Source organism: Pontixanthobacter sp., from assembly GCF_049682855.1.
Taxonomy (GTDB): Bacteria; Pseudomonadota; Alphaproteobacteria; order Sphingomonadales; family Sphingomonadaceae; genus Pontixanthobacter.
The window spans coordinates 39,749-58,333 of sequence record NZ_JBAUIK010000003.1 but is presented as its reverse complement, the minus strand read 5'-3'; the positions used below and the strand labels follow the sequence as shown (position 1 = coordinate 58,333).

Sequence of the window (18,585 nt, the reverse complement as noted above, 5' to 3'; positions counted from 1 at the left end):
AGCGCGGGTCTTATGATATCTTTCCTCGAATTCGAGAAACCGATTGCCCGGCTGGAGGCCCGCATTGCCGAATTGCGCAGTGCGGCAGAAGGTGATGATGTGGACATCTCCGCCGAGCTGAAACGACTTGAGCAGAAAAACATCGATCTGGTGGCAAGCACCTATGCCTCGCTCACGCCGTGGCAGAAAACCCAGGTTGCCCGCCACCCAGCGCGCCCGCATTTTCGCGATTTTGTCGAGCATGCATTTGATGAATTCATGCCGCTTGGCGGGGACCGCAATTATGGTGATGACCAGGCAATTCTCGGCGGCTTTGCGAGGCTCGATGGCAAAAAGATAGTCCTGATCGGGCATGAGAAAGGCCATGACACCGCCAGTCGGCTGAAACATAATTTCGGCATGGGCAAACCGGAGGGGTACCGCAAGGCGATCCGCCTGATGGAATTGGCGGGCCGGTTTGGTCTGCCGGTGGTGACACTGGTGGATACTTCGGGCGCATTTCCCGGGGTTGAAGCAGAAGAGCGCGGCCAGGCCGAAGCCATCGCCCGCTCGACCGAGGCCTGTCTGGCCTTGCCGGTGCCAATGGTATCAACCATCGTGGGGGAGGGCGGTTCTGGCGGGGCGGTCGCCTTGGCCAGCGCAGAGCGTGTGTTGATGCTGGAGCATGCCATCTATTCAGTCATTTCGCCCGAGGGGTGCGCATCTATCCTGTGGCGCACATCAGAAAAAGCGTCCGATGCGGCGGAAGCTATGAAAGTTACCGCGCAGCATTTGAAAAAACTGGGCGTTATCGACCGGATTGTCACCGAGCCGGTGGGCGGCGCGCACCGTGATCCGGTGAAGGCTGCCAGGAATCTGGCGAAAGTTATTGCGGAAGAGCTGAACGAGCTCGAAATGCTGTCGCCCTCCGAACGGCGCGATATGCGCGAGGAACGGTTTCTTCAGATCGGGTCGAGCTGAGGCTTACTCCGGCTCAAATTTTCCTGACTTTACACTGACATATTGGGATTAGGCATGTATACTGCTAGGCTACTGCCATAGCAGGCCAGCACGGCCGCTTGCATGCATCTGGAGGAAATTATGCGCTCTAAGTCCCTGAATCTTGTTTCTGCTGCCATTTTGCCAATCGCTCTGGCAGGCTGCATGGGCGGTGAAATTCCCAGTGCATCGACACCCATTACGCAAAGCGAAGCCGCGCAGGGCGCAGAATTTCATCCGCAATTGCTGCAGGAATTTGGCGGGACTTATGCTGGCCCGCAATCCGCCTATGTCGAATCGGTGGGCAAGAACATCGCCGTGCAATCCGGGCTGGGTAATGCGCGCAGCTCCTTTACCGTGTCGCTCCTCAACAGTTCGGTAAATAACGCCTTTGCCGTGCCGGGCGGCTACATCTATTCGACCCGTCAATTGGTAGGATTGATGAATAATGAAGCGGAATTGGCGGGCGTGCTTGGCCATGAGGTTGGTCACGTTGCAGCGCGCCATTCGCAGCGGCGACAGTCAGCGGCACAGCGCAACAGCATTCTTGGTGCGGCGGGGGCAATCCTTTCAGGAGTACTTCTTGGTGATAGCAGTGTTGGCAAGACCCTGTCAGATGGTTTCTTGCAGGGCTCGCAGCTTCTGACGCTCAGTTTCTCGCGCAGTCAGGAAATTCAGGCGGATGAGCTGGGCATCGAATATCTGACCAAAGCGGGATATGATCCGGGCGCCATGAGCACCGTTCTTGCCAGTCTGGCGGCGCAGAATGCGCTTGATGCCCGTCTGCAAGGCCGCAATAACGCTTCGGTGCCGGAATGGGCTTCGACTCACCCTGATCCGGCATCACGCGTCCGCACCGCCGCTGCCAAAGCTGCTGGCGGGGTGGGCACTCTCAATCGTGATACATTCCTGACCCGAATCGATGGGCTCATTTACGGCGATGATCCCAAACAGGGCGTTATCGAAGGGAATCAGTTCCTGCATCCGGAATTGCGTCTCGCTTTTACTGCACCGCAGGGCTTTTATATGGTCAACGGGACGCGGGCGGTATCGATCAACGGCCAAAGCGGCAAAGCGCAGATGAGCACCGGCCCCTATAGCGGTGATCTGGAAAGCTATGTGCGCGGTGTCTTCACTGCATTGGGCGGCGCGCAGCAGCAATTGGCACCATCAAATATTCGCCGGACCACTGTGAACGGATTGCCAACTGCGGTTGGAACCGCACGGGTCAACAATGGTAACAGTGCGGTTGACGTGGTTGTATATGCCTATGAATTTTCAGGCAGTTCGGCCTTTCACTTTGCAACCATCAGCCAGGCGGGACAGTCCGGCACGTTTACGTCCATGTTCAATTCGATGCGCAGAATCAGCGCGAGCGAAGCGGCTGCTATCGTGCCGCGGCGTATTGACGTCGTAACGGTGCAGCGCGGGGACACCATACAATCGCTGGCCAACCGCATGGCGTATGAATCAGGCAAGGTGGAAAGGTTTCGTGTGCTCAATGCGCTGGGATCGCGCGATCAGTTGCAAGCGGGACAGAAGGTCAAGCTGGTCGTTCGCGCCAGATAATCTTTCTGATCGTTTTTGACCGGTCCGGCCACACAAAAAGGCGGCGGGATTGCTCCCGCCGCCTTGTTTGTCTGAACAGACTTGCGTCTATTATGGAACGGTGTTCGACTCACCCATCTTGTCCGACACTGTCGAGAAAGTGGTTGTCAGTTCGTTGCCGAGGCCTTGCATCGCGGTGATGGCGGCAACAGCAATAAGAGCAGCGATAAGGCCGTACTCAATCGCAGTCGCACCCTGCTCGTCGTTCATCAAAGTTTTGAAGAATTTCATGTGTAGTCTCCTGGTTTCAGTCTTCGGTACCCGTCTCTTCCCGGGCATTCCGAGAGGAGTATTTTCCGGATTAGCTGTGAAAAATTGACAATATCCTAATCATTGGAGCGAAAAGGTTGGTTAGCCGCCCATATTCTCACTCACTTCGCTTGAAATCACAGCCCACAATCCGGTATTCTCGTTGGCTACTGCATCAAACGCACCAATTGATGCGATGACAACAAGCGAGGCGATCAGCCCATATTCGATAGCTGTGGCACCCGAATCATCGTTCAGAAGCTGTTTAAGAAACTGTGACAATTCGTTACCCCACATCTGTCTAATCGTGACTGATGAAGAGGCTTTTCGCTGCGAAGTCTTAAAATTTGATTGAAAAGGCGAATGAAACTGGAAAATTTTCCGACAACGCCCACGCTGTGGACGGCTGTGGTTGCTGCTGCGATCCATGATCAGGCGGGGCGCTGGTTGATGCAAAAGCGCCCTCATACCAAAGACCATGCGGGCCTTTGGGAATTCCCGGGTGGCAAGGTTGAGCCGGGTGAAACCCCGCTGAATGCGCTGGTTCGCGAACTGTCTGAAGAGCTTGCGCTTACGGTTGCACCGCGCGCGCTGTCGCCTGCTGGATTCGCCCAGTCGCCTCCATCGGCGCGGGGTAAACCGATTGTCATACTTCTTTACACTGCGTTACATCACGGCGGCGGCATAGTTTCGCTTGAAGGGGCGGAAGTGGGATGGTTTACGAAGGAACAGATCAGCATGCTGGCGAAGCCGCCGCTTGATGTGGATCTGGCACAGCAATTGTTTGCACCCGGAAAGAGATAGGCCCCTGCATGCTATGCGATAAGGGGCCGTGCGATAAGGGCCGTGCGATAAGGGATTGCCAAGCCGTCATGCTGCCCGTATGTGCCGCCCCTCAAGCGCACCCGTAGCTCAGCTGGATAGAGTACCTGACTACGAATCAGGGGGCCGGAGGTTCGAATCCTTCCGGGTGCGCCAAACAAAGCCGCTCTTACCGAGCGGCTTTTTTGTTATTCGGCATCTACTGATCTCTGCGCGGCTCACGCGGCATGGGCCATACCGGAATAAGCAACGCGGCGTTGCCGCCATATTCATGAGCAAAGGCGGTACGTGACAAAGGCCTGTTGCGGCCGATTGGCGCGGCGGCCGTTTTGGGAACGATTGACCGGATTGGCCATTGATATTTCAAACAATCAATAAAAGGAGAAGGCTGACCAATGGCTCAAGCCCAAGAAATTTTTACCCGCCTGAAGCAAGATCATGACGATCACCGCGAGTTGCTCGATAAAATCGAAGACACATCCGGTGATACGCAGGAGCGCCGCGACCTGTTCGAGATGTTCACTAAGGAAGTGAAAAGCCATGCTGCGGCCGAAGAACAGGCCGTCTATGCGACAATGCTGCGGAAGCCGGAAACCACCGATGCAACGCGGCATTCTGTCGCAGAACATCAAGAGCTCGACGAGGCTCTGAACGACTTGGCTGCGACGGACATGTCCACCGGTGCCTGGCTCCAGAAATTCAAACAGGTGAAGCATGACTATCTGCATCACATCGAGGAAGAGGAGCAGGACCATTTTCCGGAGTTTGAAGAAAAACTCACTGCCGAAGATGAACGCCAAATGGCCGACGTGTTTGAGAAGCGTAAGGACGCAGAGCTCAAGGATGCCGAAGTGACCCCGGTAGAAGCCTCCGCAGCTAAGGAGTAACATGTCTCGTCCGTGTCGCCGGGAACAATGCCCGGTGAGCAGCATTCATAACCGTTACGCGCTGGGCCGCCGCCCGGCGCGTAATTTTTTATCGGCATAGGATTGGAATTTCCGATGAGCAGTCTGATTACGCCCGAAGAAGAACAAGCCCGCAACAAGCTGCCGGTGCCCGATCATGTTCAGGACGCCATCCGCACACTGCTTGAATGGACGGGTGATGATCCCACTCGGGAGGGGCTGCTCGATACGCCCAAACGCGTCGCCCGCGCATGGGCTGAATATTGTGAGGGTTATGCAGAGGACCCAGCCATCCATCTCAGCCGCGTATTCGAAGAGGTTGGCGGATATGAAGAACTTGTTCTGTTAAAGGATATCCCCTTCCACTCGCACTGCGAGCATCATATGGCCCCGATTATCGGGAAGGCATGCATTGCCTATATGCCCACCGACAGGGTTGTCGGTATTTCGAAACTTGCCCGGGTGCTCCACGGGTTTGCACGGCGTTTGCAAGTACAGGAACGGCTGACCGCAGAGGTTGCTGACTGTATCTGGCAAAATCTGAACCCGCGCGGTGTGGCGGTTGTTATCGAAGCACAACATTCCTGCATGACGGCCCGCGGGGTGCGAACGCCGGGCGTCGGCATGGTAACAAGCCGCATGATGGGCACGTTCTTGAAAGATCCCCGCAGCCGCAAGGAAGTGCTTAGCCTAATGGGATATTGATCCCCCCCCAAAAAAGGGTGCCGCAAAGGGCACCCTTTGTTTGTTTCATGCGCGGCGGGTTCTATAGCTGGCCGAGCATATGCTCGGCGCTGCTGACCGAAAAATCTCCTGGCGCTTCCACGTTGAGCTGCTCGACCACGCCATCGTTGACGACCATCGAATATCGCTGCCCGCGCTGGCCAAGACCGAACCCGGAACCGTCCATCGTCAGACCGACTGCCTGAGCGAAATCACCATTGCCATCGGCAAGCATCGTGACCGCGGCGGCATCATTGGCGTTCTGCCATGCGCCCAGAACAAATGCATCATTCACTGCGGTACAGGCAATTTCATCAACGCCTTTCGCTTTCAGATCAGCGACTTTTTCAACATATCCTGGAAGGTGCCTGGCCGAGCATGTCGGGGTATATGCGCCGGGGACAGAAAACAGCGCCACTCTTTTGCCCGCGAAATACTCACTTGATTGTACGGCTTCGGGGCCTTCGGCTGTCGCTTTCACGATCTTAACATCGGGCAGCGTGTCGCCTACGGAAATGGTCATCGGGTAATATCCTTTCGTAATTGCGGGGTATTGCAAATCATATAGGCCGCCGCGCCGGTGCGGCAATGATTAGATGATATAAAGATATCTTTATATTTGCATCCGGGACCGTCCATCGCTAGACGGCAGGGCATATGACGATGTCCCGCGAAAGGGTGGGACGTGTGTGGATTCAGGAGAAAATGCGTGTCTCAAGATTACATTATTCAGGATATTGCGCTGGCCGATTATGGCCGCGCGGAAATCAACATCGCGGAAACCGAAATGCCCGGCCTGATGGCACTGCGCGAAGAATTTGGGGACAGCAAGCCGCTTAAGGGTGCGCGCATCACAGGCTCGTTACACATGACCGTGCAAACGGCGGTCCTGATCGAAACGCTGACCGCGCTGGGTGCAGATGTTCGCTGGGCGACGTGCAATATCTATTCAACCCAGGATCACGCGGCGGCTGCGATGGCTCAGGCGGGCATTCCGATTTTTGCGATCAAGGGCGAAACACTGGCCGAATATTGGGATTACGTCGGCCACATTTTCGATTGGGGCACTGACGCTGATCCTGATCAAACGGCCAATATCATTTTGGATGATGGCGGGGATGCGACCTCGTTTGCGCTTTGGGGCGCTCGTTTGGAAGCGGGCGAGACCATGCCAGAACCAAGCAATCCCGAAGAGATTGAGATGCAGCGCGCGGTGAAAGCGTATATTGCCAAAAACCCTGGCTATCTGACGAAAACGGTCAAGAACCTCACCGGCGTATCTGAAGAAACGACCACTGGTGTCCACCGCCTGTACCACCTTGCCAAGAACGGCAAGCTGCCTTTCCCGGCGATTAATGTAAATGACAGTGTGACCAAGTCTAAGTTTGACAATCTGTATGGCTGTAAGGAATCGCTGGTTGATGCCATCCGCCGTGCAACCGATGTGATGCTGGCGGGTAAAGTGGCCTGTGTTGCCGGTTTCGGGGACGTGGGTAAGGGATCCGCTGACAGCCTCCGCAATGGCGGGGCGCGCGTTATGGTGACAGAAATTGACCCGATCTGTGCGCTTCAGGCTGCGATGGAGGGCTACGAAGTCGTAACGATGGAGGAGGCGACCAAGCGGTGCGATATCTTTGTCACCACAACCGGTAATGAAGACGTGATTACAGCCGAACACATGAAGGCGATGAAGCCAATGAGCATCGTGTGTAACATCGGCCACTTTGATAGCGAAATACAGATCGGCGCTCTCGACAATTATGATTGGGCTGAAATCAAACCGGGCACTGACCTGGTGACATTCCCTGATGGCAAACAGATCATGATCCTTGCCAAGGGCCGCCTGGTGAATCTCGGCTGCGCCACCGGTCACCCGAGTTTCGTGATGAGCTGCTCTTTCACCAACCAGGTGCTGGCCCAGATCGAGCTGTATACCAAGGGCGATCAATATAAGAACGAGGTCTATGTGCTGCCCAAGCATCTGGACGAGAAAGTGGCCCAGCTTCACCTCGACAAGCTGGGCGTGCAGCTTACAAAACTCAGCCAGAACCAGGCCGATTATATCGGCGTTCCGGTAGAGGGTCCCTTCAAGCCGGAGCATTACCGGTATTAACCGCTGATCATACCATAGTTCACCCATGCACACGGCGCTGTTCCTCTATTTCAGGAACAGCGCCTGTTCTTTTTCAAATTCCGGTTTTATCTGCGACGCAGGATTAAACGGCATTGCAACATGACGGCGCGGCGCATAGCTGGATTGATATGGAATTCTCGCAGCCTACTTTGGTCATAATCGGGTTGGTCTTATCCGCATGGGTCGTCGCGGCCGCGTGGATGATGATCGCCGCCGGTGGGAAAATGCGCAAGGCCGAGAGTAGCCGTAAAGCGGCACGGCGAATGGCGCGAATGATTGACGAGGCGCCTGCCATTCCGCTCATCGTGCGGACCGATGGCCGGATTGAGGGTTCTGACCGGTTGGCAGGTTGGATTGGACTGGAATATCTGCCCGAATATCTGACCGAACTGGATGCGGGTGAAGGCAAGGGCCTGTCGGCAGAGCAGCTTGCCGAGCTCATGGACAATATCCGCCGCGTACAAAAGACGGCAGCGCCATTTCGAATGGCGCTCACTCCGCCAGGATCGCAGCGAAGCCTTGCTCTGCGCGGTGTTTTGGCGGACCCGCAAGTGTCTCCTGGCGGTTCGGCGCTGGTGTGGATATTTGATTTTAGCGAGAGCGAGAGCGAGCTGAGCCGTCTTCGAGAAGAGGCTGCGCGGGCCAAAGGTGATTTCGGCGCGTTGGTAGGCATAATCGAAGCGGCTCCAATGCCAATGTGGTTTCGCGGTACCGATGCCAAGCTGCGGCTGGTCAATCAGGCCTATGTCCGCGCTATCGGGGCGGATAGCGCCGAAGCGGTTATCGCGGATCAGGCGGAACTGATTGAATCGGTGGACGGCCTGACCGCCGCGCAAATAGCGTCGCAAGCGGCGGCACAGAAAATGCCGATAGAGCGTAATGTTTCAGCGACCATCGATGGCCAGCGGCGCAGCGTGAAAGTCAGCGATCTGCCGCTCGCCGATGAAGGCATTGCCGGATATGCTGTCGATATTGAGGAAATGGAGGAGCAGTCCAGACAGAACCGCGCATTCCGCGATGCCCAGCGGTCCATGCTTGATCAATTATCGATCGGCGTCGGACAGTTCGATGCCAGCCGGAAGCTGGTGTTTGCCAACCAGCCATTCCGCCGCAAATTTGCGCTCCATTCGGGCGCTGTTGCACAAGGTCTGGCTTTTGAGCGTTTGCTGAGCGATGCGCGTGAAAACGGGAAGACGCCTGAAGTACGCGATTTTCCGCTATGGCGCGCGGAACATGTCGAGTGGTTCTCCGCCGGTACCACTCAAGAGGAGGCATGGCCGCTCTCCGACGGTACGCATTTGCGGATTATTGCCCAACCCATGCCCGATGGCGGGTTGGTGCTGATTGCGGAAGACAGAACCGAACAGCTGGCTCTGTCGGCGACGCGTGACACTTTGCTACGCACGCGGACCGCGACGTTTGACAGCCTGTTCGAAGCCTTGGCAGTGTTTGCGCCGGATGGGCATTTACAATTATGGAACCGGAGTTTTGCGGGCACTTGGGGGCTTGATGCCGAAACGCTGGATACACATCCACTGGCGGAACAGTTGCTCGATGCTATCGCGCCAAATCTGGCCAGGCCAAAACAAGCCAAAGCCATCGGCGAAGCGATCCGCGCCGCGACGCTCGACCGCAAGGAGAAGGGCGGGCGGCTCGCGCTCGCCGATGGCCGCACGCTCGAATTTGCCGGCGTTCCGTTACCCGATGGTAACGGATTGCTGACTGTGCTCGATATCACTGCATCGCAAAACGCCGAAACGGCGCTTAAGGAGCGTAACCAGGCTCTGGAAGCTGCGGATGATGTGAAAACGCGTTTCCTGGCCAATATGTCATATGAATTGCGCACTCCGCTTACCTCAATTGGCGGGTTTGCGGAGCTGCTGGGTGCGGGTGTTGCCGGTGAATTGAGCGAGCAGGGGCAGGAATATGTAACCGCCATTCTCGAGTCGGTCGCGCGGTTGACTGACCAAGTGGAAAATGTGCTGGATCTGTCGCAAAGCGAAGCAGGGTTGCTTCCTCTCAATAAAAAACGTCTCGATATGCTGCCGTTCATAACCGAAGTCGTGCGTAAACGGGAAAAAGCGATTGCCGATGGCGGTATATCGCTGGATTTGCGTGGCAGCAGGGTCAGCGGAAAATTTGATGCCGATCAACGCCAACTGGGTCGGGCGATTGGACAATTGCTGGATAATGCGATTGCTGCGACGCCCCAAGGCGGCAAGATTTTGGTGGCTTTGGCGAAACAGAAAGGCGTGTCGCAAATTGTTATTTCCGACAGCGGAGCGGGGATGACGCGGCAAGAACTGGAACGTGCGATGGGTTTTTCAGCAGAGGCGGGAACGAGCATTGCCAAACAGGGTCTGGGCATTCCGCTGGCGCAGCAATTGATCGAAGCGCATGGCGGTACGCTGTCAATTTTGTCGCGCAAGGGTGAGGGCACAACCGCCACAATCGAACTGCCGTGATTATTGCGCTGCCCGATCTTTCTGCGGTCGATGCGCTCGGCGCGAGGATTGCCCAACGCCTGCGCGCAGGGGATGTGGTGGCGCTTACCGGAGGGTTGGGGGCAGGAAAAACCACTCTGGCGCGCGCGATAATTCGCAGTCTGGGCTATAGCGATGAAGTCCCGTCGCCAACATTTACCATTATCGAAACCTATGATCCCCCGGCTGTTTCCATGCCGCTGGTCCATGCTGATTTCTATCGATTGAAAGACCCTGCTGAGGCTGACGAAATCGGCCTGGACGATTATCGCAGCGGCGCTGCGTTATTGGCCGAGTGGCCCGATCATGCGGGCGGCTTCGCGCATGAACGGGCCTGCCTGTCGATTACACTGGAAAATGCGGATGACGGGCGGATGGCGATTGCCGGTTACGGCGTGGATTGGCTAAACCGCACCTTATGAGTGATTTACCCGACGGTATCGATTCTTTCCTGACCCGCGCCGGATGGGGGAATGCGAATATTGACCCCATTCCAGGCGATGCTTCGTTCCGCCGTTACTTCCGTATCAGGTGCGGTCGACGCTCAGCCATGCTGATGTTTGCCCCGCCGCCCGAAGAGGATCCGAAGCCATTTCTGCATGTCGCTCGCTGGTTATTGGCAAACGGCCACCGCGCGCCAGAGATTTATGCCGACGATGCCGCAGCGGGCTGGGTACTCATCGAAGATTTTGGCGATAACCGGATGCGCGATTGGCTGGATGATGATCCCGCCGCAGAAACGCAGTCCTACATGGTTGCAATCGATGCGTTGTTACCCCTGCACAGCGCGCCTGCAGGTCCGTTTCCAGCCTATGACATACCCACCTATCAGCGCGAAGCAGCGTTGCTGACCCAGTGGTACTGCCCGGCGATGCAGCTTTATGTCGATGCGGCGGGCTATGCCGCAGCCTGGGATGCCGTCCTGCCGCCGCTCATTCGGCGGCAAGGCGCGGGCGTGACTGTTCTGCGTGACTATCATGCAGAGAATATCATGCTGATTGACCCCGCGAGCGACGGCGCTGGCGCGCAGGGATTGATCGATTTTCAGGATGCGCTGGCAGGCCATCCGGCCTATGATCTTGTGTCCTTGTTACAAGATGCCCGCCGCGATGTAAGCCAGGATATGGAGCGGGCGATGCTGGATCACTATATCAGCAATGCCCGGCCACAGGCAGATTTTGAAGCTGATTACGCAGTGCTCGGCGCGCAGCGTAATGCGAAAATCGTCGGTATATTCACCCGCCTCTACAAACGCGATGGCAAGCCGCGCTATCTTGATATGATCCCCCGCGTATGGCGCGCGATGGAGCGGGATTTACAGCATCCCGCCCTGGCACCTGTCGCGGAGTGGTTTGATGCCAATATCCCGGCCGCGATCCGTCGGGCCAATGGGGGCCGGCCCCAATGAGCGATGTTCGGACAAAGTCTGCCAATACCGTACTGGCCAGTGATTGCGCGATGATTATGGCCGCCGGGCTGGGTAAGCGCATGCGGCCGCTTACGGCATCACAGCCCAAACCTCTGGTACGGGTGGCGGGGAAGCCGTTGATTGATCACGCGCTGGACCGGTTGCAGGCGGCGGGTGTGGGCCGAGCAATCGTCAACGTACACTATCTGGCAGACGCGCTGGAAGCCCATGTAAAAGAACGCCATGCGCCAGCCGTCAGCATTTCTGACGAACGTGATGTGCTGCTTGAAACCGGCGGCGGCATGGTGAAGGCGCAGGCCGGGCTGGCTGATCCGTTTTTCTGCCTTAATGCGGACAATATCTGGCTCGACGGACCGCGGGATGCATTTCACGATCTGTCAGCCCGGTGGGATGCAGACCGGATGGATGCGCTTTTGTTGTTGGTGCCGCATGCCAGTGCTCTCAATTTTCGTGGCAAGGGTGATTTCCATATGGATGCAGTTGGCGCTGTATCCCGGCGGCGGTCCGGCCGGATTGCGCCCTTTATCTATACCGGGATTCAACTGGTATCGCACCGGCTTCTGCGTGACGCGCCAGCGGGTTCTTTTTCGACCAACATCCTGTGGGACCGCGCAATAGAGGAAGGCCGATTGTTCGGCACCGCCTTTACCGGCCGCTGGTTCGAAGTTGGCACGCCCGAAGCCATCGCCCCAACCGAAGAGGCGTTACGGCGTGGCTGATGCGGCTGCGCCCAGCGTATACTCTATCGCCGCACATCGCGGTTTTGCCGATGCCCTGGTTGCTGGTCTGGTGCCCCGTTATGCCGATCCCGATTTTGGCCTGGCCCAACTGACTCTGCTATTGCCGAGCTCGCGGGCCATTCGGGCGATCAGCGAAGCCTTCATCCGCCATTACGGCGCGAATGGTCATGCAGGCTTGCTGATGCCGCGCATGGTTGCGGTGGGTGATTTGGATCTGGTGGAGGCTCTGGGTCCATTGCTTGACCCGCTGGGCGCGACAGATATTCCGCGCGCGATAGATCCCACGCATCGCTGGCTCAGACTGGCGCAGTTGCTGGCGCAGGAACAGGACGATGAGGCACCTGCGCATTCGATAGTTCTGCGTCAGGCACGCGATATTACGGCCACGATGGACCGGCTGTTGGTGGAAGATATCGCTCCGGCTGATCTGCTTGACGCAAAAATTCTCGGCTTGCGCGAAGATCTGGCACAGCATTGGCAGGACAGTTTGCATCTGTTCGCAAAAGTGCAAGTGCGCTGGCACAGCGAATTGGCAGAACAGGGCGCGCTTGACGCAGCAGCGCGGCGCAACAGATTGTTCGATTTCGCAGCGCGGCAATGGACGGCCGCGCCCCCGGCAAACCCGATCGTCGCCGCCGGTGTGACCAGCGCGTCCCCGGCCTTGGCGCGGTTGCTCAAAGTCGTCAGCCAATTGCCCGATAGCAGCGTGGTGCTGCCTGATCTTGATCTCGCATTGGATGATACGGTGTGGGAAGAATTGGGCGCAGCTGGCGATCCGCAGAGCGGCGCTGGACATGCGGGCGAGCATTCGGGCGAAGCTGAGGGCGCAGCTGTATTTGGCAAAGGTGATGCTGTCACTCATCCGCAATACCACCTCAAGTTGCTGCTTAACCGGATGGGCATAGCGCGGGGCGAAGTACAGCAATGGCACCGCAGAGGCCTGTCGGCTGCGCCACCGGAACGCAGCTATGCCATTTCCAATGTGTTCCTGCCGCCCGAAGCCAGCAAAAGCTGGGTCGGCTTGCCGCCAGAAAAGCGCCGCCTGTCCGGTGTACAGATTATCGAAAGTACGGGTCCGGAAGAGGAAGCACAGGCGGTCGCTCTGTTGGTCCGTCAGGCGCTTGAGACGCCGGAGCGCCGCGTCAATGTGGTTACGCCCGATCGCGGATTGGCGCAGCGGATTGTCCAACATCTGCGGCGCTGGCACATAGAGGCGGATGACTCTGCCGGGCGGGAGCTGTCCGCGACTCCAGCGGGCAGAGTGCTTTTACTGCTTGCAGAAATTATGGAACTTGGCGCGGCGCCGGTTCCGCTAATGGCCTTGCTGGAACACCCCTTGGTAAATGGCGGGCAGCAGCGCGGTGTATGGCTCGGCGCGGCGCGCGCGTTCGAACTGGCATTGCGCGGGCCGCGCAAGGAACCTGGCCTGGCTGCGCTGAACCCCGCCGCAGACAAGGCGCAGGTGGCCAAATGGTGGCAAAGCGTTTCCGCGATTTTGCAACCGATTGTGAATACGCCCGATCATCTACCGCTGTCTGAGACGCTTGATCTGCTGAGATCAGCGGCTGAATCTCTTTGCGGGAACGCCGTTTGGTCCAGGGAAGACGGGCGTGCTTTGGCCGCGATGATCGACGATGTCAGGCGTCACGCGCAGACCGTTGGAACCGTGATAGAACCGCAAGAACTGCGCCCGATTTTACGCGATGTGATGGATAATATCGCCGTGCGCCCGCCCTATGGCGGCCATCCTCGGGTGGCGATTTTCGGGCTGCTGGAAGCGCGGATGAGCCGGGCCGATCTGGTGATATGCGCAGGGTTGAACGAAGGAAGCTGGCCGGGCACTCCGGCAACCGACCCGCTGCTCGCGCCGCCTGTCTTGCGCGCTCTGGGCGTGCCCGGCGCTGATTTCCGTATCGGGTTGGCCGCACACGACCTGGCAGGTGCCTTGGGCGCACCACAGGTGGTTTTGAGCAGGGCAGAGCGCGATATATCAGGGCCGACAATCGCCTCGCGATTCCTTCTGCGGATCAAGGCATTGCTGGGCGATGATCAGGTGCGCCGTATTCGCGATACGGATACTCTGGCATGGGCCAGAGCATTGGACGCGGCCGCACCGGCAGAGCGATATCCCGTACCTATGCCGCTTCCCTCACCCGAACAGCGCAAACAGAAAATCAGTGTGACCGCGCTCGACCGGCTGCGCTCTGACCCATACCAATTCTACGCGCGTTCAATCTTGAATCTGCCCGACCTGGATGCGCTGGATGCGGAGCCGTCGCCAGCCTGGCAAGGTATCCTGGCGCATGAAATATTGCAGAGATGGCATGAAACGGGCGGCAATATCGCGGCCATCGCGGATGATGTGTTGCGTCAGATCAATGCGCACCCCTTGATGCGGGCATTGTGGCAACCCCGGTTGATGCGGGCATTAGAATGGGTTCAGAACAGCATCGCCGCTGCGGACGGACGCACTCCAGCCCTGATCGAGGAGTGGGGGCGACTGACGGTCAAAGGTGTCGAGATTTTCGGCAAGGCTGACCGGATTGACCGGCTCCCCGACGGCAGATTGGCGATCATTGACTATAAAACTGGTAGGCCGCCTTCGGCCAAAGAAGTGGCGGCAGGATACGCCCTGCAGTTGGGCACGATCGGCCTGATGGCGGAGCGGGGCGGTTTTGAGAAATTGCAGGGGCAGGTTTCTGCGTTTGAATACTGGTCGCTTGGCAAAAGCGACAAGAGCGATAGCGGTTTCGGCTATGTATCCAGCCCGGTAAAGACGGCCAATAATAAGAGCAAGCTCGACCCGGAGGATTTTCTCCCAATGGCGGAGAAATATCTGCACGACGCGTTGGACGCGTGGATTTTAGGTGCGGCCCCGTTCACTGCCCGCGCGAATCCGGATGCGAAAGTTTACAACACATATGACCAATTGATGCGGCTTGACGAGTGGATGGGGCGCGAGCAATGAGCGCATCGCGAGCCGCATCAGGGCGCGTATATCCGCTGAAGCACAGCCAGGCCGAGGCAGTCGACCCGCAGGACAACGTCTGGCTTTCCGCGTCCGCAGGGACGGGCAAGACGCAGGTTCTTTCGGCGCGTGTCTTGCGGCTGCTGCTGACCAAGGGTGTCGAACCGTCGCAAATATTGTGTCTTACGTTTACTAAGGCAGGCGCTGCCGAAATGGCGACACGGGTCACCGATGTACTCGCCAACTGGGTGCGGATGGCACCAGAGGCTTTGTTCGCAGACCTGACCGCGATCGGTGCGCCAACCGACGATGCAACTCTCAGCCGCGCGCGCAGCCTGTTTGCCAATGTACTCGATTGTGCTGGTGGCGGATTGCGAATTGATACGATCCATGCCTTTTCGCAGTGGTTGCTGGCAGCCTTCCCGGAGGAAGCCAATCTTGCGCCGGGCAGCAAGGCGATGGAGGACCGCGACCGCGATATTTTGAGTCATCAAGTGCTCGCTGATATGCTGCTGGAATGGGATAAGGCCGGTGAGACGGATCTGCCGGGTGCGCTCGCCATGCTCAGCATCCGGATGGGCGCGGATGGCGCCAAGGCATGGCTGATGCGCTGCGCCGATGCGCGTGAGGTTTGGTTTGGCCAAGGCGCCTGGCAAGATGATTTGGAGCCGCGTGTCAGGGCGTTGATTGGATTATCGGCAGGTGCCGGGCCCGAGCAATTGGCGCAGCTTTGCAGTGATGCGGAATTTGATGTGGCGGCGCTTAGCGCCTGCGCTGCAATCAATGCCCAATGGGGCACCAAAAACGGCCTTGCCGCAGCGGATGCGGCGGCACACTGGCTCGCATCCGGTACAGTATCGCGGGTCCGCCAGCTGGATGAGGTGCAGCAGGCGCTGTTCACCCAGAAAGACGATCCGCGCTCGCTTAAATCGCTGGAGAAAATCGATCCCGCCTATGCTGAAAACGCGGGCCGTGTTCTGCTGTCGATCCGCACCGTCCGCCAATTGCAATTGGCACTGAATCTGGCGGAATGGCTGACACCGGCATTGCGGATCGGCCGCCGTTTTGCACTGCGCTGGGATGCAGCGAAGACGCGCGAAGGGCTGATCGATTTCGATGACCAGATCCGCCGCGCGGCAGCTCTGCTGGGACGGTCCGATATGGCCGAATGGATCCGTTACAAGCTGGACCGCCAGTTTGACCATATTCTGATCGACGAAGCGCAGGATACCAATGAAGCGCAATGGTCCATCATCCGCGCGCTGACCGGTGATTTCTTTACAGGCAAAGGCCAGCGCGACGATGTTTTACGGACGATATTCGTCGTGGGGGACTACAAACAGGCAATTTTTCGCTTTCAGGGCACCAGCCCGGAAAATTTTGAGATTGCGCGCAAACAGTTCAGTGCTGAAATGGCTGCGGCGGCGACCAATGCCGATCAGTTGCGCGAACGGCTCTCTGCAAGAAAGCTGAAGACTCTGGGGCTGGGACGGTCGTTCCGCACTGCGCAGCCAGTTCTCGATTTTGTCGATGCCGCCATCGGCGCGATTGGTTTTGAGGCGTTTGGACTCGCGCAAAAGCCAGAGCGGCATAGCGGCGACGCGCGCGCTGGCGAGGTCGTGCTCTGGGCGCCCGTACCGGCAGTCGGTGATGATGCCGCAGTTGATGGGGACGGGACCGATAGCGAGACGTGGATCTCTGCGCCCGAACGGCGCATGGCTGACCGGGTGGCAGCGCAGATCGCCGATTGGCTGAGCGCAGGTTATCCTCTGGTCAAGGGCAGCAAACGCAACGCCGGGCCGGGGGATATAATGGTTCTGGTGCGCAAACGGCGCGAACTTGCCGGGCTGATCGTGGCCCGGTTGCATGCCAAAGGCGTTCCAGTGGCGGGGGTAGACCGGTTGCGGCTCGGTGCGCCGCTGGCCGTAAAGGATTTGATGGCGGCAATCCGGTTTGCCGCGCAACCGCTGGATGATCTGAGCCTCGCCAACCTTCTGGTGTCGCCGCTCTTGGGATGGTCGCAGGATGATCTGTTGGCGCATGGATATCGCGACAAGCATGTCCGGCTATGGGATCATATTCGCGAATCGGATCATCCCCGCGCTGCCGAAACGTCCGATAGGTTGCGCGAGTTACTCAGGCTGGCCGATTTTGAACCCCCGCAGGCTTTGCTCCACTGGGTACTGGCCGGTCCGTGGCAGGGCCGTAAGAAACTGGTCGCGCGGCTAGGGCGGGAGGCCAATGATCCGATCGACGAGCTGCTTAATGCTGCGCTCAATTTTACGTCTGCCCATACTGCCAGTTTGCAGGGTTTCATCCATTGGTTCGATGCTGGCGAAGGTGAGCTGAAGCGTGAATCCGGTGCAAGTGAGGGCCTTGTCCGGGTGATGACAGTCCACGGATCAAAAGGGCTGCAATCGCCCATAGTCATTCTTGCTGATGCGACCGGCAATCCCGATAGCGCGTCAGTTCGGGGCCTGACATTGCAAGACAGTATTATTGGCGGCGATGCACGGGAAATTCCGCTCCCGTCGATAAAAGGCGCTGAAAAAACCGCGCCGATCCTGATGGCGGAGGAAGCTGCGAAAGCGGAGGAGCGGCAGGAGCATTGGCGATTGCTGTATGTCGCGATGACCAGAGCCGAAGAGGCGCTGTTCATTGGTGGTGCGCTGGGCAAGCAGGAGGATGAGCCTGCGCATGATAGCTGGTATGCCCGGCTTGCGCCGCTGTTCGATGGCGGGATGATAGATGATCCCATTTTCGGTTCGCGGCAGGTGTCCGGGCAGCGCCCGCCAGCAATACTGCTGGAACCTGCGCAAGCAGCCGATCATCAGGCGCGTGCGCTGCCGAACTGGGCGCTGACCCCGATTGGGCCGGAACCGCGCCCGCCGCGGCCCTTGGCTCCGTCTTCTGCTGGCGAGGATCAGGCTGCTGACCCGCCTTTTCCCGCTGATACGGCGGAGAATGCTGCACGGCGCGGTGTGCTGATCCATAGCTTGCTCGAACGATTGCCCGACATCGCTCCGGCACAAAGACGCCCGCGTGCAAAGGCGTGGCTGGCACAGCAGGAGCCCGGTTGGACCGATGCGCAACGCGAAGAGGCCATCAGCGCAGCGATCACAGTGCTGGAAGACCCGGCCTTCATCGAAATTTTCGGACCAAATTCGCTTGCAGAAATTCCCCTGGCAGCCACCATCGGGGGGCAGGTTGTCGCTGGCATTGCCGACCGCCTGCTGGTGACACAGGATACAGTGACTGTGGTCGATTACAAAACTGCCCGCAAACCACCGGCGCAGCTGGCGCAGATTCCCGCAACCACCATTCGCCAAATGGCTGCCTATGCAGCGGCGCTGGGCGCGATATATCCGGGGCGGGCCATTAATGCTGCGGTACTGTATACCCAATCGCCAGTGCTGATCGCTTTACCGGCAGAGCTGCTCGCCGCCCATGCACCGCGCCGGGAATAGCAGGTTGCATTGCTACGCGGCAATTTTGATTTGTCCACAACGCAGCAAAGCTATGCGAGCGATCCCGTTGAGCATAACG

The 18,585-nt window shown here is 58.1% G+C and carries 15 protein-coding genes and 1 tRNA gene; 13 read left to right on the top strand and 3 right to left on the bottom strand.

Features of this window, described 5'->3' with window-relative positions:
• The first annotated feature begins 12 nt into the window (after positions 1-12).
• Together WA922_RS01575 and WA922_RS01570 are read left to right on the top strand one after the other, a co-directional pair.
• Entirely contained in the window at positions 13-960 is a 948-nt protein-coding gene (locus WA922_RS01575; protein ID WP_424769924.1) for an acetyl-CoA carboxylase carboxyltransferase subunit alpha, read from the top strand.
• 120 nt (positions 961-1,080) lie between these two features.
• The gene (locus WA922_RS01570; RefSeq protein ID WP_424769923.1) at positions 1,081-2,547 is read left to right on the top strand and encodes a M48 family metalloprotease; all 1,467 of its coding nucleotides are present in this window, start codon (positions 1,081-1,083) and stop codon (positions 2,545-2,547) included.
• A gap of 90 nt (positions 2,548-2,637) precedes the next feature.
• Here the strand turns inward: WA922_RS01570 and WA922_RS01565 are convergent, their stop codons facing one another.
• Positions 2,638-2,817 carry a Flp family type IVb pilin gene (locus WA922_RS01565; protein WP_424769922.1) on the bottom strand — a complete coding sequence of 60 codons (180 nt, stop codon included), beginning with the start codon at positions 2,815-2,817 and terminating at the stop codon, positions 2,638-2,640.
• Positions 2,818-2,937: 120 nt separating this feature from the next.
• Positions 2,938-3,117, bottom strand: coding sequence for a Flp family type IVb pilin (locus WA922_RS01560; protein WP_424769921.1), 180 nt, complete (start codon positions 3,115-3,117; stop codon positions 2,938-2,940).
• An 81-nt stretch (positions 3,118-3,198) separates the two neighbouring features.
• On the opposite strand from WA922_RS01560, the gene WA922_RS01555 reads away from it, so the two are divergent.
• From WA922_RS01555 to folE, 4 genes are all read left to right on the top strand, one after another.
• Positions 3,199-3,639, top strand: a complete 441-nt coding sequence (locus WA922_RS01555; RefSeq protein ID WP_424769920.1) for a (deoxy)nucleoside triphosphate pyrophosphohydrolase — start codon at positions 3,199-3,201, stop codon at positions 3,637-3,639.
• Positions 3,640-3,736: 97 nt separating this feature from the next.
• Positions 3,737-3,813, top strand: a tRNA-Arg gene (locus WA922_RS01550).
• Between the two features lie 239 nt (positions 3,814-4,052).
• Positions 4,053-4,544 carry a hemerythrin domain-containing protein gene (locus WA922_RS01545; protein WP_424769919.1) on the top strand — a complete coding sequence of 164 codons (492 nt, stop codon included), beginning with the start codon at positions 4,053-4,055 and terminating at the stop codon, positions 4,542-4,544.
• A 114-nt stretch (positions 4,545-4,658) separates the two neighbouring features.
• Positions 4,659-5,267 carry a GTP cyclohydrolase I FolE gene (gene folE, locus WA922_RS01540; protein ID WP_424769918.1) on the top strand — a complete coding sequence of 203 codons (609 nt, stop codon included), beginning with the start codon at positions 4,659-4,661 and terminating at the stop codon, positions 5,265-5,267.
• A gap of 61 nt (positions 5,268-5,328) precedes the next feature.
• Here folE and WA922_RS01535 read toward each other — a convergent pair whose 3' ends face one another.
• Positions 5,329-5,808 carry a peroxiredoxin gene (locus WA922_RS01535; RefSeq protein ID WP_424769917.1) on the bottom strand — a complete coding sequence of 160 codons (480 nt, stop codon included), beginning with the start codon at positions 5,806-5,808 and terminating at the stop codon, positions 5,329-5,331.
• A gap of 186 nt (positions 5,809-5,994) precedes the next feature.
• On the opposite strand from WA922_RS01535, the gene ahcY reads away from it, so the two are divergent.
• From ahcY to addA, 7 genes are all read left to right on the top strand, one after another.
• Positions 5,995-7,398, top strand: a complete 1,404-nt coding sequence (gene ahcY / locus WA922_RS01530; protein WP_424769916.1) for an adenosylhomocysteinase — start codon at positions 5,995-5,997, stop codon at positions 7,396-7,398.
• A 149-nt stretch (positions 7,399-7,547) separates the two neighbouring features.
• Positions 7,548-9,884: a PAS-domain containing protein gene (locus WA922_RS01525; RefSeq protein WP_424770015.1), complete on the top strand. Its 2,337-nt coding sequence runs from the start codon at positions 7,548-7,550 to the stop codon at positions 9,882-9,884.
• A complete protein-coding gene (gene tsaE, locus WA922_RS01520) occupies positions 9,881-10,324 on the top strand; it encodes a tRNA (adenosine(37)-N6)-threonylcarbamoyltransferase complex ATPase subunit type 1 TsaE (RefSeq protein WP_424769915.1) in 444 nt (147 codons plus the stop codon). The genes WA922_RS01525 and tsaE overlap by 4 nt, the downstream gene beginning before the upstream one ends.
• On the top strand, positions 10,321-11,310 hold the full coding sequence (locus WA922_RS01515) for an aminoglycoside phosphotransferase family protein (protein WP_424769914.1): 990 nt from the start codon (positions 10,321-10,323) through the stop codon (positions 11,308-11,310). Before tsaE ends, WA922_RS01515 begins: the two co-directional genes overlap by 4 nt.
• The gene (locus WA922_RS01510) at positions 11,307-12,050 is read left to right on the top strand and encodes a nucleotidyltransferase family protein (protein WP_424769913.1); all 744 of its coding nucleotides are present in this window, start codon (positions 11,307-11,309) and stop codon (positions 12,048-12,050) included. Before WA922_RS01515 ends, WA922_RS01510 begins: the two co-directional genes overlap by 4 nt.
• The gene (locus WA922_RS01505; protein ID WP_424769912.1) at positions 12,043-15,039 is read left to right on the top strand and encodes a PD-(D/E)XK nuclease family protein; all 2,997 of its coding nucleotides are present in this window, start codon (positions 12,043-12,045) and stop codon (positions 15,037-15,039) included. The genes WA922_RS01510 and WA922_RS01505 overlap by 8 nt, the downstream gene beginning before the upstream one ends.
• Positions 15,036-18,506 carry a double-strand break repair helicase AddA gene (addA, locus tag WA922_RS01500; protein WP_424769911.1) on the top strand — a complete coding sequence of 1,157 codons (3,471 nt, stop codon included), beginning with the start codon at positions 15,036-15,038 and terminating at the stop codon, positions 18,504-18,506. The genes WA922_RS01505 and addA overlap by 4 nt, the downstream gene beginning before the upstream one ends.
• Positions 18,507-18,585 lie beyond the last annotated feature (79 nt).